The sequence below is a fragment of the Aquimarina litoralis genome (genome assembly GCF_039523995.1).
GTDB lineage: Bacteria > Bacteroidota > Bacteroidia > Flavobacteriales > Flavobacteriaceae > Aquimarina > Aquimarina litoralis.
Genome location: NZ_BAAAGE010000003.1, coordinates 560,358 through 577,666 on the forward strand (window position 1 = coordinate 560,358; position 17,309 = coordinate 577,666).

The 17,309-nt window shown below is 36.2% G+C and carries 4 protein-coding genes; all 4 read left to right on the forward strand.

The genetic code is table 11. From position 1 onward, the window contains the following. Positions 1–34: 34 nt before the first annotated feature. Positions 35–6,991, forward strand: a complete 6,957-nt coding sequence (locus ABD077_RS16795) for a PKD domain-containing protein (RefSeq protein ID WP_343913406.1) — start codon at positions 35–37, stop codon at positions 6,989–6,991. A 202-nt stretch (positions 6,992–7,193) separates the two neighbouring features. Continuing rightward, positions 7,194–10,589 carry a PKD domain-containing protein gene (locus ABD077_RS16800; RefSeq protein ID WP_343913407.1) on the forward strand — a complete coding sequence of 1,132 codons (3,396 nt, stop codon included), beginning with the start codon at positions 7,194–7,196 and terminating at the stop codon, positions 10,587–10,589. Positions 10,590–10,784: 195 nt separating this feature from the next. Beyond that, the gene (locus ABD077_RS16805) at positions 10,785–14,030 is read left to right on the forward strand and encodes an RICIN domain-containing protein (protein WP_343913408.1); all 3,246 of its coding nucleotides are present in this window, start codon (positions 10,785–10,787) and stop codon (positions 14,028–14,030) included. Between the two features lie 35 nt (positions 14,031–14,065). Further along, entirely contained in the window at positions 14,066–17,227 is a 3,162-nt protein-coding gene (locus ABD077_RS16810) for an RICIN domain-containing protein (protein ID WP_343913409.1), read from the forward strand. Positions 17,228–17,309: the final 82 nt, after the last annotated feature.

The following is a 17,309-nucleotide window of genomic DNA, read 5'->3' on the forward strand; positions in this document are numbered from 1 at the left end:
ACAACAAAACAATTCAAAAAACTCACAACTTATTATGGGACCAACACCAAAAAATAAGTGTGGATGGCTCGCGTATTTTAAAAATGTACGTAAAACGCTTTTTTACACAATAGGAGTTCTCATTTTATCTGGTCTGGTAGCACTATCTTCATTCAATATGATGTACGATGGTACTGCCGGTCCGGAAATGACAACACAAACCTGGCCTGCAGGAACTTTTCTTGCCAACTTTCCGGAAGGGGATAGAATTAATACCTACCACCGCAATTACTTAATGATTAATGGACAGGCAGGAACGGGAGTTTGGGATATCTCTAATCCTACGGCTCCAAAAAGAGTTCAGTTTAGTGATGCAGCAAATAATGGGCATCGATGGTGGAAACTAGATGGCGATCTTTTTTATAGAGAATATTCTGTGCCAGAAGTGGAGGGTACAGGTTATAAATATTTAGATCTTTCTGATATGTTAGATCGTAAGCCTGTTACTTCTTCGGATATACTGTATACTGTACAAGATGGACAATCTAACTATGATAATTTAGAAACATTTCCACATACAATTAATGGCAGTCGAGTATTCGACATGCGATCAGGAGATCAGGTAGATGATATACCTGTTTCGGTCTCACTACCAGATGTAGTAGTGCGTGTAGGGAATTATGTCTTTTATGCTCCTCAAACTGGTGATATTAGTGTTTTCGATTTTGGAAACCCTGATGACATTAAGTTTTTAGGATCTTTTGGTGGAGATATTCCACATGAACAATATAGCACGGGAATTCAACTTTGGAGAAACTATCTGGTTTTCATGAGTGGGAACCAAGGTCCTGATGCATTAGTAGGTTTTGATATTAGTGATCCTACAAATGTAAAAAGAGGATTTAGCTTGCATTCTGATCAGATTACTTTAGGTCGATACATGATCTTTCAGGATGAATATGGTTTTTCTGGAAGATTTGACAGAGGTGTGAAGTTCAATTTTGAAACGATGGAAATTGAACAAGAGTTTATACCTCCTTCTAGTGATGAAACGCTACAGTTTATAGACAATCAATGGATGCCAATCGGGCATATTTTGGTAGCTAGTGGAGATGATAAGACATCGATTTTTGCACACCAAGATGGTTTAGATACTAAAGCCCCTTCTGTTGGGCATCATTTCCCAGTAGCAGGAGCAATTAATCAGCCTGTTACCACAACTGTTGGTTTTGTAATTAACGAAACTCTAAATGATCTTACCCTTAATGATCAAACGATTCAGGTAAGTCCGTTAGGTGGTCAGCCGATTAAAGGAGATATAACAACTACCTCTTATCAAGTTATTAATTATGCTCCAAAAGAAAAGTTATTACCTAATACTACGTATGAAGTAAAGTTTGTGGAAGATGGAATAAAAGATGCTGTTGGTAACGGAATGGAAGAATACATATTTTATTTCACTACAGGAGGAGATTCTTCTAACCAATCGCCAGAAGTTACTAATATAGAATTGAATATTCCATCACCAATAATTGTGGGTACTAATTTAGAGTTTACCGTAAATGCCACAGATCCCGACGGTAATTCATTGAACTACCGATGGGATTTTGGTGATGGTTCTCCTAAAACAGATTGGATAGGGAATACTACAAATCACATTTTTACCGAAGCAGGAAATTACACTGTTCAGGTACAGGTTTCTGATAATAATGGTGGATTTGCAGTAGCATCTCAGTCAATAGTGGTGACCAATAATATAGCAGGTAGTGGACCAAAGCAATCAAGTCCAATTATAGTGGATGAGGATAATAGAATTGTATGGTCTGTCAATCCAGATAATAATTCAGTTACACTTATAAATGCCGATAATTTTTCGATTATAGACGAAGTTACTGTAGGAGAAGATCCAATAAATATAGCACTGGATACTAATAATAATGCTTGGGTCACCTGTAGAGATTCGGATGAACTCTATATTCTAAATAATCAAGGTATTCTTATAAAGAAAATAGCTTTAGATAGAGGATCTAGACCTTATGGTATTGTATTTACTCCAGATGGCACGCGTGGTTTTGTTTCTGCTTTTGGATCAGGAGAATTGATAGAGGTTAGCGCTGCCACAAATACTCTTACATCTTCAATAGCTATAGGAAATACGCCAAGAGCACTTGCTATAACAGGTGATGGCGAAAAACTATTAGTAACAAGATTTATATCACCAGATCAAGAAGGTCAAATATGGGAAGTAGATCTATCTACTTTTACTCTTCAAAATACCATTGGGTTAGCATTGGATGACTTTACAGTGGATAATGGTAATGAAGGTAGAGGATTGCCTAATTATATTGCTGGAATTAGTATTCATCCAGATAACAATACAGCTTGGTCTGTAGCAAAAAAAGATAATACATTACGAGGTTTAGCTAGAGATGGAAAAACATTAACTTTTGATAATGTGGTACGAACTGCAATATCACCACTTAATCTAACGACCAGCACCGAGATCCTTCAGAATAGGTTAGATATTGATAACCATGGTCAGCCTTCTTCAGCATTGTTTAGTCCTACAGGAAATTATCTTTTTATCACGATGCAAGGTAATAACCGAATCGTAGTTATTGATCCTAAAACTGGTTTAGAACTAAATAAAAAAGATGTAGGTAAAGCACCTCAGGGAATGGTGTTTGATCAAACTACGAATCGATTATTTGTGAAGAACTTCATGGATCGTACGGTTACCGTATTTGATGCGGATCAAATGGTTACACAAGGAACAACGCTCTTAGAAGAAATAGCAACAATTCATACGGTTACTCTAGAATTATTAAGTGCTGAGGTTCTTAAAGGGAAGCAAATATTTTATGATGCTGCCGACATCAGAATGGGAACAGATGGTTATGTAAGTTGTGCTAGTTGTCATATCGATGGAACCCAAGATGGAAGAATCTGGGATTTTACAGATCGTGGAGAGGGACTTCGTAATACTATTTCTTTGGTTGGTCGCTCTGGAACTGGTCATGGAAGAGTGCATTGGAGTGCCAACTTTGATGAGATTCAAGATTTTGAGAATGATATTCGTTTTCATTTCAAAGGACAAGGATTTATCGATAATGCAACTTTTAATGAAGGTACTACAGCATTAACTTTAGGAAGTCCAAAAGCTGGTAAATCTCCTGATTTAGATGCTTTAGCAGCATATATAGAATCTTTAAATCAATTTGACCCAAGTCCATACCGAAATCAAGATGGTTCCTTGACCGCCGATGCAGTAGCTGGAAAATCAATTTTCACAGACCTACAATGTATGTCATGTCATGGTGGCGATAGTTTTACAGATAGTCCATCTGGAAAATTACACGATGTAGGGACTATTATTGCTACAAGCGGGAATCGTTTAGAAAAATCATTGCTAGGGATAGACGTTCCAACGTTAAAAGATGTTTGGGCTACTGCACCATATCTGCATGATGGGGCTGCTCCAACAATTAGAGATGTACTAACGACCTATAATCCAAATGACGCACACGGAGCGGTATCTGCATTGAGTGCTAGTGAAATTGATCAACTAGAAGCATATATCAAGCAGATTGATGGTTCAGAGTCTGCGATAGCAGGAACTCAACTATTAGAAATATCTTCTCCAATTGATGGAGCTCAAATTGATACCTCAGATGCTGTAAGACTTGCTGTAAATACGAATATTACAGATGTTTCTAAAATCGAATATTATATAGATGATGATTTAATAGGAAGTGTAACAACCTCGCCTTATGAAATGGATTGGAACCCTGTGATTTGGAAAACGTATAGAATAACAGCAAAGGTTTTCTATAATGCGGGCAAAACAGCTTCGATTACACCAGAAATTGAAGTAAACTACAAGAATACGATCAAAGTGATGTTTGTGGTAGGAGATAAGGATAATCTTTCTAATGAAGATCAACGTATAAAATCCAGATTGGAACAAAAGTTAGGATTTGCAATTACGTTATTCTCTGATGAAGAAGCTACCAGTCCTCAATCTGCTAATCCTTTTGATTTAGTATTAATTTCCTCTTCTGTAGATCCTAGAGAACTAGGGAATGATCTGGAAGGTGCACGTGTGCCATTAATGACATGGAATCCTTTCATGTATGGAAAACTAAGAATGACTTCAGGACCATTAAATTCTGGCTTCGGAATTACCTCTGAAGGGTTTTCTAAGGTTACCATTGCAGATACAGATCATCCAATGGCAGCTGATGCTGATGCGCAAACTGCTTTATATGGAATCACTCAGAGTTTACCATTCGGAAACCCATCTGATGAAGCTATTATCGTGGCAAAGGCAGGAACGCAACCAATTTTGTTCGGATACGAAGCCAGCATTTCAATTCCATCCAGAAGAACAGCATTTCCATTAAGAGATCAGTTCATGCATTTACTAACAGAGCAAGGGCTTAAAATGTTTGATGCTGCTGTTATCTGGACACTACATGGTGGTGATGCTACTACTCCAATTGGGCCATTGCCAGATATCTTCTTTACATCTCCAGTAGATGGGCAAATGGTGAATGCTCCAATAACCATCAATTTTGAAACAGAAGGCTGGGAATTACCATCACAGCAATATAAACTTCGATTTAAAATAGATGGTCAGGATAGAGGACTAATTGATGCCGAAGGTCCTCATGCAGATGGAACAGCTTTATCGGAAGGTCCTCATGAATTAACCTTGCAAATGGAGCGAAGTGATAACTCCGTTACAGATTTGGGAGAAACAATTACCGTAATTGTTACCAAAGATCAATTACCTCAAGATCCTACTGTAATGATACAATCTCCATCTGATGGTGGATTGGTAGGTCCAGATTTTGAAATAGAATTTACCACATTCTTATGGGATATCGCTCCTAATGGTCAGCATATTAAATATTTTATTGATAATATTGAACAAGGTTCGGTGTATACAGTGGCACCAATTGCCGTAACAAATCTTACTGAAGGAGAACATACTGTAAAACTAGTAAGAGCTGCTACAGATGGAGAAATAGTTGGTGATCCTACCGAGATTACGATTACTGTAGATGAAAGATTTGGAGATTTACCAGATACAGATTTCAGTGTAGAATATCGTGATAATAGTTCAGGAGTTGCTACTGTAGAATTAAAACCAGTATTCCAAATTGTAAATGAATCTAATCAAAGTGTTTCGTTAGATGATTTCAAAATAAGATATTGGTTTACTCCAGAACATGATATTCCGATGAACTTTAATATTGACTATTCACAACCTATTGGTGTTAATGGTACTTTTGGAATTCAGGATAGTGAGCATTATCTAGAAGTAGGTTTCTCTGCATCATCAGGTAATATCAATGCAAATGATAAGTCTGGACAGATACAAACCAGATTACATCACGCAGGATTCCAAACACATAATCAGAGTAACGATTTCTCTTACGATGGATCTAAAACTTCGTTAAAACCACATGTGCTGGTAACGTTGTACTATCAAGGAGTATTAGTTTGGGGATTAGAACCAATTTCGGGAGACAATACCAATAGAAGTCCTAATGCAGTGATAACGAATAATGTTAGTTCTGGAGAAGCTCCATTAGCTGTTAGTTTTGATGCTAGTAATTCTACTGATCCAGATGGTGATATACTTTCTTACAGTTGGGATTTTGGAAATGGAGATACAGCTACAGCTACAGGAGTAACTACTTCATATACATATCAACAGGTTGGAACCTATCAAGTGGTACTTACAGTAGATGATGGCAATGGAAAGACAGATACCGATACTCAGACAATAGAAGTACAAAGTACCTTACCTGGATTAGAAGCTAATTTTACGGCTACACCAGTTTCTGGTGATGTTCCATTACTAGTAAGTTTTGATGCTTCAAGTTCTGTTTTCCCTTCAGGAGCTAGCATTGATTATTTATGGGATTTTGGAGATGGTAATACTAGTAATTTAAAAAACCCTTCGCATACCTATACTTTAGCTGGATCTTATGCTGCTACTTTAACCATTAGTGATGGAGTACAATCAGACACATCGATACCAACGACAATTACTGTTTTGGAAGGAAATGTAGCTCCTGAGGCAAGTTTTGATACTTCTGTAACAACAGGAATAGCTCCATTGATCGTAGCTATGGATGCATCAGCATCTTCAGATGCCAATGGAGATATTTTAGAGTATGTATGGGATTTTGGTGATGGTTCTACCGGAAATGGTGAAACTGTAAATCATACGTATACGATAGAAGGAGTATATGCAATTACATTGACGGTGAGTGATGGTTCTTTGTCAGATAGCGTAGCACAAACTATTACCATTACCCAACCATCATCTGGTAATGATTGTAGTTTTGGAGCACCAATGAGTACCGCATTACCAACCTTAGCTAATATTTCTTATGATAAAGTTTATGTGCTAGGTCAGAATGGTCCAGATTTGAGTAACGTAACCAATTTTACAGTCAATTGGGATTTACAAAATAATGGATTATGGCAACTTTCTATGAGCACAAATAATGGAAATCCAGGATGGTGGATAGATTTGAAAGCTGCTATTACCAGCCAAACATTTGAGCAAGTGGGGCCTGATATTGTTTTGTCCGGAACTGGAATATCAAATTTTGATGGTGCTTATCTGGTAACCATGGATGGAGATAATTTTGTTCTGGTCTCTAAAAGTGGAGAATATACCATTTATTTTACGAATCAGAGTGACATTCCTGACTGTCAAAATAAAGAAAATGATCCTTCATTGTCAGAACAATCTTTAAGTGTAACTGCTTTTCCAAATCCGGTAACAGATTATCTAATATTAGATAGTAATTACAGTTTTAAAGATGCCTTCATTCGTGTCGTAGATATCAGTGGAAAAACAATATCATCCAGATATGTTCAAGACGATATAAAAGAAATGAAACTAGACATGACTTCAGTTCAGTCAGGTATGTATTTTATTCAGATTCAAGTAGATAAAAAAACAATAATTAAACAGATTGCCAAATAAATGTGAAACTGTTGGGTGTCAAATTCTTCATAGACATCCAACAGTTATCTAAAACATCAAATTAAAGAAGTAAAAGTGATCGTTGATCCAGGACTAAAAAGGGGAATGTCTTGTGATTAAGTGATGCTGTGTTGATAGTTGGAGTACAAAAGATACAATTCAAAAAACAACAAATTTAAAAACTCAACTAATCTATTTTAAGATGAAAACTAACATTAGCACAATAACATTTCTATGCTTACTATTTTTTGGTATGGAATCGTTTTCGCAAAGAATGCCATCATCAGACTTTGTCTATACAGATGGTGAGAAATTTATGCTAGACGGAAGGCCCTACTATTTTTCTGGGGCCAATGTATATGACTTTTTTACTTATGGTTCTTCTAGCGGTGATATCGAAACACAATTTATGGACAAAGATCGCATTGATGAACATATGCGAAGGTTATATGAAAATGGAGTGAGAGTAGTACGACTATGGGGTTTTAGCCACGAGGATTGGCATGGATTCGAACCTCAAAAAGGAGTCTACAGTGAAGGACAATTTTCACTATTTGATTATGTGATCAAATCTGCAGAAGCAAATGGAATTAAACTGATCGTGGCTTTAGAAAATTACTGGAATGATTACGGAGGCATCAAAGATCGACTCAAATGGGAAGGTATCGAGGTAGAAGGAGCAGGAACGCATGATCAAGGACAGTTCTTTACAAATGCCTCTGCTATTCAAGGGTATAAAGATTATGTAGAATATTTTCTTACTCGTGTTAATCACTACGATGGTGTAGAATATAGAAATGATCCTACAATTCTTGCTTGGGAGTTGATGAATGAACCAAGATATCAAGGATTTGGAGATGATGTAACTTCGGATGTATTGAGAGCTTGGGTAGATGATATGGGAGCTTTTATAAAAGCTATTGACTCTAATCACTTATTGAGTACTGGTTTAGAAGCGCATGGAACTCGCTATGGATTTGGTGGAGATGAAGGAAATGATTTTATCAAAATTCATCAATCACCTTATATAGATTTTGCTTCTGCACATCCCTATATTCGTGAGAGTTGGTCCAATTTTACATTAGAAGAAACCTTAAAACTAGTCTGTGATTGGGCTGATGAATCCCATCAAATTCTAAAGAAACCATTATACATCGGAGAATTTAATGTTGAAATTCAAGAGCGATACGAATGGTGGGAAGAAATGTATGGATTCATCGAACAAAAAAAGATTGGTGCTAGTGCGTTTTGGTGGTTTCCAGATAACAATACACCAAGGGATAAATTCGGAGTTTTTGAAGGAGATGTAGAAGTGGCTATTTATAAAGAACATTCGCTTAAAATGGAAGCAATGTCTGGGGGAGAAGCTATTTATTTATCATTAATGTCTCCAAAATCTGGTGATAAATATGTTTCAGGAAGTACAGTTCATATAGAAGCCAACTTATTAAATGAAAGTAATAATGTTCTTAAGGTAGAATTTTTTAGTAATGGAGAATTAGTAGGTGAAGATACAACAGCACCTTATGAATTAGATGTAACTGGATTGCCAGATGGAAATTATCAAATTACATCTGTAGCGACAGGAATTAACGGTGTTACCAAAACATCAACTCCAAGAAACATTCAAATTGGTGGAGATGGCATTCTAACATTGGAGTATAAGGATGCTTCAGAAGGAGCAGTTACGAATATTATCAAACCACATTTTAGAATTTTTAATAATTCTTCGGAAGATGTTGCATACGCTGATCTAAGTATTCGCTACTGGTTTGAAACAGAAACAGATTTACCGCTGAATTTCTTTGTGGATTATGCAATGATTGGTAGTACTAATGTAAAAGGGCAAATCGTAAATACCGAAGGAAATAATCATTATGTAGAGATTACCTTTGATCCAGCAGCAGGTATGCTAGGAAGAAGTGATGGTTCTGGTAGAATGGAGCCTAAAATAGCCAATAGCAATTGGTCAGATACGGATCAATCTAATGATTACTCATATGACGGCACCAAAAAAGAGTTTGCGCCGTGGGATCAAGTAGCATTATATCTCAATGGAAAGTTAGTTAGTGGGATCGAACCTGGAGGAAGTAATGCTCCCGTAGCAAGAGTAACTGCAACACCAGTTTCAGGCTTTGCGCCATTGTTAGTAGATTTTGATGCTTTAGCTTCTAGCGATCCTAATGGTGACACACTATCGTATGCTTGGGATTTTGGAAATGGAGATACCGCAGTTGGAGTGACTACATCTTATGAATTTACACAAATAGGAGATCAATTAGTAACACTTACCGTAACTGATCCTGATGGAAACTCTAATAGTACTACAATAACAATAGAAGTACTAGATGCTAATCAAGCTCCGATAGCTCAATTTACATCAGATGTTGATCTTGGAATTGCACCATTATTGGTAGGTTTTGATGCGTCTGGGTCTTCCGATCCTGATAATGATGTATTAACGTATTCATGGGATTTTGGAAATGGTGAAACAGCTACTGGAATTACTACCGATTTTGAATTTATAAATCCAGGAGTCTATGAAGTCAAGCTTACAGTAAGTGATGGGAAATTAGAGGATATGATTACCAAATCAATAACCGTTTCCGATGGAAGCCTTATTGTTGACTTTGTAGCAGATAATCAATCAGGGTCTGCTCCTTTGATAGTAAGTTTCGACGCATCAGCATCTTCTGACCCATTAGGGAATCCACTTTCATACACTTGGGATTTTGGAGACGGTACTACCGGAAATGGAGTTAGTATTACACATACATTTGATAGCATTGGAACATATCTAGTTTCATTAACGATCGATAATGGTGTTGGACAAACAGCTACAAAATCGCTAGAAATTTCTGTTACTGATGCACCTAGTGGTGATTTAGTACTAGAATATATTGATGGAGGGAGAGGAAATGCAACGGATAATATGATCAATCCACATCTCAGAATAGTAAATAATGGAAGTCAATCGGTATCTTTTGAAGAGCTAAGCATTAGATATTGGTTTACTTCAGAAGGTAATAATGATCTCAATTTTTGGTGTGATTGGGCACAACTAGGAACTAATGTTGTGAATGGTACTTTTGGTCAGGATAGAGGTATGGATTATTTAGAAATTACTTTTGATATCGGTGCTGGAGTATTAGATCCTTCTCAAAATTCAGGACCTATTCAAACTCGTTTTGCCAAAGCAAACTGGAGTGCCTTTAATGAATCAGATGATTATTCATATCAATCTGCTGGAACAGCGTATACGTCAAATCAAAATATAACCCTTTATAGCAATAATAACTTGGTTTGGGGTGTAGAACCATCCTCTTCCTTAGTGGCATTAAGAATCTTTGATGAGATTAAGGTATTTCCAAATCCAACAAAAGATTTTGTCAACCTTTCGGGTCTTGAATCTCTTAAGAATCCAGAATATAAGCTGACTGATTTTGTTGGAAACGTCATCAAAACAGAAAAACTAAAAGAGCAACAAAAGCAAGTGTCTATCTCATTTCAAGGATTGCATCAAGGAATTTATGTTCTTGAAATAAAAGATACAGAAAGCAATCAAACCATTCGAAAGAAAATTTTTGTAAACAGATAACTCTGATATCAGGTATTTCAGGAAAAATTATGAAGAATAGGAACAATTAAAAGCTTCCTAAGATTGTCTTCTCTTGTCATAATTTTTTCTGGAATACTTAACGAATTCTTTAATAAACAATACGATTACTAAAACTATAACGTCGGAAAGCTAGAGTAGAACTAACTTTCAGGCAACTAAACTCAACTAACAGTCATGAAAAATTTTAAAACTCTCTTAAGGAGGTATGTTTTGGTGTTTTTAATCGCCATCGTATCTTCTGTAAATGCTAAAAACATTTACGTATCGAAAAACGGGAATGATTCTAATCCCGGAACACAAGCCAAACCCTACAAAACTATTTCAAAAGCATCTTCAGTTGCGCAACCAGGTGATGTTATTGTTATTGGAGGAGGTACCTATGAAGAAGTCATCAGACCAGCCAGGTCAGGTCAAGCGGGTCAACCGATTACATATACTTCAAAACAAGGAGAAAAAGTGATTATCAGTGCCATGCAAGCACTTAGCGGTTGGCAAAAGGACAATGGAGCTATCTACAAAATCAAAATAAACTGGGATTTAGGACAAGAAAACTTTGTTCTAAATGGTAATACAGCAATGGATTTAGCAAGGTGGCCTAATAATACAGATGGAGATCCTTTTACATTAAATTCTCGTAGAAATGATGGAGGTAGTGGAAGCAATGTCGTTAACGGAGCTTTTTTAACATCTTCACAAATTCCTAATATTAATTGGTCAGGAGGATCTGTTTTCTTTTATGGTGATAAACCTGGATCAGGGTGGATTGCCTGGAAAGCATTTATTAATAGTAGTTCCTCAGGAAGGGTGAATTTTACACTTGATAAAAATCCTGCATGGATTAGAACCTTTCATGCTCCAGCTGATAAAGGAGATTTCTATTTAGAAGGAGTAAAAGGAGCTTTAGATTATCAAAACGAATGGTGGTTTAATAAGCAAACAAAGGAACTATTTGTGCAAATGCCTGGTGGACGGGCACCAGTTAATGGGGTTGTGCAAATGAGAAGAAGAACAACAACCGTAGATCTAAGTGGTAGAAGTTTTATTCATATCAGAAACCTCGCTGTTTTTGGAGGATCGATCAATATGCCTAGAAATTCAAACAATAATGTGATTTATGGTGTTTCTTCTTTCTACGGAAATCATACACAAGGAGTTCAAAAAGGTTTTTCCGCCAATAAACAAAGCGTGTTGATGGAGGGAAATAATAATACTATAGAGCGTTGTGAGATAGCTTTTGGAGCTGCCAATGGTATTAAAGTAAGTGGAGATAAAAATAGAATTCTTAATTCTAGAATTCATGATTTTAATTATATCGGATCTTATGATGCACCTATAAATGCGAGAGGTGGAAAAAATACACTTTTCAAAGGAAACACAATTTTTAGAGCCGGAAGAGATGGTATTCAATTCTTTAATAATAGAAGTGAGTTTGCCTATAATGATGTATACAGGTCAAACTTAATTAATGATGATTGTGCTTTACTGTACACGGTAGGTGGACCGCATTATGGAGAGATTCATCATAATTGGTTTCATGATAGTGAAGGTAGAGGAAAATTAAGAAAAGCTGCAGCCATATATTTGGATAATGATGCAGAAGCATTTTCGGTACATCATAATGTAGTATGGAATGTAGAGTGGACTGGAGTCCAGATTAATTGGAATGGTAAAGACATTGATATTTTTAATAATACTTTAGTTAAGACAGAAGGAGGAGCAATGGGAGCTTGGCATAAGCCAGGAACAGCGTTTTCGAATGTAAAAGTTTGGAATAATATTGCCGATGTTAGAACTGAAGATGACCCTTCTACACAGGAAGACGAAGGTACTTTTGAAAGAGATGCGGATAAACAAAATAATGTAATTACTAAATTAGGATATACGAACTACAACGGAAATGATTTTACGTTAAGGTCAAACTCCCCAGCCGTAAATGCTGGTAGAAGAATATCTGGTATAACAGATGGTTTTGTAGGATCTGCACCAGATGCCGGGGCATATGAATATGGAGGAACAAAATGGGTTCCAGGAATCAACTGGAATGCAGATTTAGGTCCTACAGGAAATGGATGCTATGGACTACCAGGAGAAGATTGTAATGTTAGTACTACTCCTGATGAGGTTACTTTTGTAAATCCAGCAATGACTATTCAACCACAAACTTCCTACGATTTTAAAGTGAATTATAGTGCTTCCACGAATAGAGAAATTGTGGTAGAATTTTGGTCGTCAACTGGCTGGTTAGGTCAGCAGATGGTTACGGTGAATGCAGGAACAGGAACAGCAAATGTTACTGTTGATTTAGCCTCTGCACCAACTCCAGGTACTGGATATATCTACAAAGCACATATAAGACCAGTAGGAACTACTTGGCAAGAAGCTATCGATAGAGATCAGGTGGAAAATGTAACTGTTGCGAATCAAACATTTACAGATAAGGTTTCCTTTAGCAATGCACCAACTACTATTGTACAAGCTACTTCATATTCATTTGATATTAATTATGAAGCTTCGACCACCAGAGATATCATCGTAGAGTTTTGGTCATCTACAGGTTGGATTGCACAACAAAATGAGCAAGTTGCTAAAGGTTCAGGTACAAAAACAATTACTGTTAACCTACCTAGTTTGCCTGCACCAGGAAGTGGATACGTTTATAAAGTTCATATTCGACCATTAAATTCATCTTGGCAAGATGCTATTGCTAGAGATCAGGTAAATAATGTGACAGTAAATGCTCGTTTTACTCAGTTGATTCCAAATGGTATTTATCATATAGAATCTCCTCAAAATAATGAAAGATTATTAGCACGTGCTCTAGAGAGTCATAGTGCTAGAATGCATAAGCCAGCAAATTTTGATGATCAGAAATGGGAGATTAATCATGTGAGTGATAATTCATATACGATTAGGAATGTGGGGACTAATAGATATTTAGAAGTTCCTTATGCTCGTTGCGAAAATGGAACCAATGTTGCCACATGGACCGATGATGTAGATTCACATAAGAAATGGAAAATCGTTACGAATGGCAACGGTATTTATGGGATAAAACCAATGCATTGTCTATCGAGAGGTTTGGATAGAGCAGGAGGAGCAGTTGGAGCAAATGCTATTATCTGGAATTATAGTAGTACTAATGCAAATCAAAAGTGGAAGATTTTATCTGTTGGAAACAGACAGGATCCGACAACAGATAATTCATTATTAGCGGTATATCCAAATCCATCCAAAGAATCTATTACTATTCTAGGAGTTGAGGATAATGATATTGTTACCATTTATGATATCACTGGTAAGACAATTAAGAAAGCGAAACTAACTTCTGCAGATGAATTGATATCCATTTCAGACATGGAATCTGGAGTCTATATCTTGTCTGTCTTCGGAAAGAGTAAAACACAATTTGTAAAAGAATAAATCAGCTAATTAGATTAATTTATAATAATCAAACCATGAAAATTAAATTTTTAATTGGCTTTCTCTGGGTAGTTTTTACCCAGAGTTTACTTGCCAAAGACTATTATGTCGCAACTAACGGGAATGATAGTAATAATGGTTCTTTAGGTAGTCCTTTCAAAACTTTTGCTAAAGCAGTTTCAGTAATGAAAGCTGGTGATGTTTGTATTATAAAAGGAGGAGTGTATACAGAGCCTTTAGTAATTAATAAAAAAGGAACCCCAAATAATTATATCACCTTTAAAGCTGCAGATGGAGAAAATGTAAAAATCAAGGCAACAAAGTTTATAAATGGATGGCAATTACATGCAGGTAATATTTATAAAGCTTCTGTTAATATGACTATTGAAGAAAGGTTTAGGAATGTGTACCATAATCAACAATATATGGATTTGGCTCGATGGCCAAATAATGTTGATAATAATAGATTTACGGTAGATTGTAAGTTTGTTGATAATGGAGGTAGTAATTATTTCAGTGTTTCAGGGATACCAAGCTTCGATTGGACAGGCGGATTAGTGTATTATATAGGAGGACATTCTGGTACAAGTTGGACGAGAAGAATTACTCGTAGTACCGGAAATAGAATTGAACATGCAGGAGTAAATATTAATAAATGGCCATTCAATCCTCATAACCCGACAATTGTAAGAAATGGACATAGAGGGCAATTGTATTTATTTAATAAGTTAGAAGCCTTAGATTATGCCAGAGAATGGTATTATGATACTGCTACTAAAACGCTTTATTTTCAGCCAGCTAATGGTAAAAAACCTGCTAATAATACTGTAGAGTATGCTACTCGTAAATTTATTGCTGAAATAAAAGGGGATTATGTAAAAATTCAGGGTATTGAGTTTTTTGGAGGAAGTGTAAAGATCAATGGACGTTCTAATATCTTTGAGAGTAATAAAGTAATCCATGGTAGCGAAGGTTTTGACAACATAAATAGTACGAGTGCAGGAGTAGGTGAATCCTCAATTGAAGTGTTGGGACCAAATACCATTATAAGAAATTGTACTGTTAATCATAGTTCTGCAAATGGAATTTCGGTTCAGAGTTGGGCAAATGCTCATAATTCTATTATCGAGAAAAATACTATTTCTAATATCGATTATTTAGGAATTCATGCAACACCAATTAGAACAAGAGCTAATAATGTAAAAGTTTTAAAGAATAAAATAATCAACTCAGGACGAGATGGAATGTACGTTAGTGGAGATAACTGCGAAGTTGCTTATAACGATGTGTCGAGAGCGCAGTTAATTAATGCTGATTCTGGAGTTTTTTATACGGTTGGTGACGATAGACGAAAAGGAACTGAAATCCATCATAATTGGTTTCATGATTCAAAACCACCTTCATATGCTGGAAATAAAGCTGCAGGTATTTACCTAGATAATAATAGTAAAGGATATGTTGTCCATCATAATGTAGTTTGGAATGTATCCTGGACCGGTTATCAGGTAAACTGGAATAATGAGCATTTAGACTTTTTTCATAACACTATCTGGAATGCAGGAGAAGCAATGGGTTCATGGGTAAATGGTTATCCACAAAGTAATAATAGAGTTTATAATAATTATTCTAATAAAGAGGGATGGCATGAAGCGCCAGGATTTGATTACAAGAATAATATTATAAGTGCTACTTCTCCATTTGAGAATGCAAATGGTCTAAATTTTATGCCAAAATCTAATGGATCTGTAGTCAATAGTGGAAGAGTGATAGCAGGATTCGAAAAAGCTTATAAAGGTTCTGCGCCAGATATTGGAGCTTACGAACGAGGAGGAACGAGATGGACCGCAGGAATTGATGCAGTAGAAGATACAGGAGAAGGAGATACAGAAAATGATCAAATAGCATTTATCAATCCTACCACTACAATTGCTTCTCAAACTTCCTATGATTTTGAAATACAATACAGTGCAGATACTAATAGAGATATTGTGGTACAATTTTGGTCAGCTACCCAATGGTTAGGTCAAAAGAGAATTACTGTAGGAAGTGGTTCTGATAGAGTCACAATCACCGTAGAATTGCCTACTGCGCCTAATCCAGGGACTGGCTATATCTATAAAACAGATATTAGACCTGTAGGAGCTAGTTGGCAAGAGGCAATTGATACAGATCAGGTTAATAATGTCACTGTCCAAGGTCAAACATTTGAAGATAAAATATCTTTTAGTAATTCTCCGAATAGTATGGTGCAGGCCACTTCTTATACTTTAGATGTAAACTATGAGGCTTCTTCTAATAGAGAAATTGTAATGTCTTTTTGGTCAGCTACCGGATGGATTGCAGCGCAAGAGGAAGTTGTAGCAAAAGGAATTGGATCTAAAGCAATTACAATCGATCTTCCGAATATGCCACAACCTAGCCCAGGATATTTATTTAAGGTTCATATTAGACCAGTAGGAACTGGTTGGCAAGATGCATTAGATACTGATCAGACAAATGATATTACGATTACTAAGCTTTTTATGCAGTTAATCCCAAATGGTATTTACCATATTGAATCTCCTCAGAATAATGAAAGATTACTAGCTCGTGCCTTAGAAAGCCATAGTGCGAGAATGCATAAGCCCGCAAATTTTGATGATCAGAAATGGGAGATTAAACATGTGAGTGGTAATTCATATACCATTAGAAACGTGGGGACTAACAGATATTTAGAAGTTCCTTATGCTCGTTGTGAAAATGGAAGTAATGTGGGTACTTGGATCAATGATGTAGATTCTCATAAGAAATGGAAAATCGTTAAGAATGGTAACGATATTTATGGAATAAAACCAATGCATTGTCTATCGAGAGGTTTGGACAGAGCAGGAGGAGCAGTTGGAGCAAATGCTATTATTTGGAATTATAGTAGTACCAATGCAAATCAAAAGTGGAAGATTTTATCTGTTGGAAACAGACAAGATCCGACATCCGATAATTCATTATTAGCAGTATATCCGAATCCATCCAAAGAATCAATTGCTATTCTAGGAGTTGAGGCTAATGATATTGTCACTATTTATGATATCACCGGTAAAACAATTAAGAAAGCGAAACTAACTTCTGTAGATGAATTGATATCTATTTCAGACATGGAATCTGGAGTTTATATCTTATCTGTCTTCGGAAAGAGTAAAACACAATTTGTAAAAGAGTAACATACTCTGAGAACTATTCAATTCAAAGAAAACATTCCTTATGCGGTTATCAAGAATATGGTAAGCGCGTAAGGTGATGTTA

Coding starts and splice junctions, on each gene's coding strand:
- ABD077_RS16810 (WP_343913409.1), top strand. CDS start 14,066: ATGAAAATTAAATTTTTAATTGGCTTTCTCTGGGTAGTTTTTACCCAG.
- ABD077_RS16795 (WP_343913406.1), top strand. CDS start 35: ATGGGACCAACACCAAAAAATAAGTGTGGATGGCTCGCGTATTTTAAA.
- ABD077_RS16800 (WP_343913407.1), top strand. CDS start 7,194: ATGAAAACTAACATTAGCACAATAACATTTCTATGCTTACTATTTTTT.
- ABD077_RS16805 (WP_343913408.1), top strand. CDS start 10,785: ATGAAAAATTTTAAAACTCTCTTAAGGAGGTATGTTTTGGTGTTTTTA.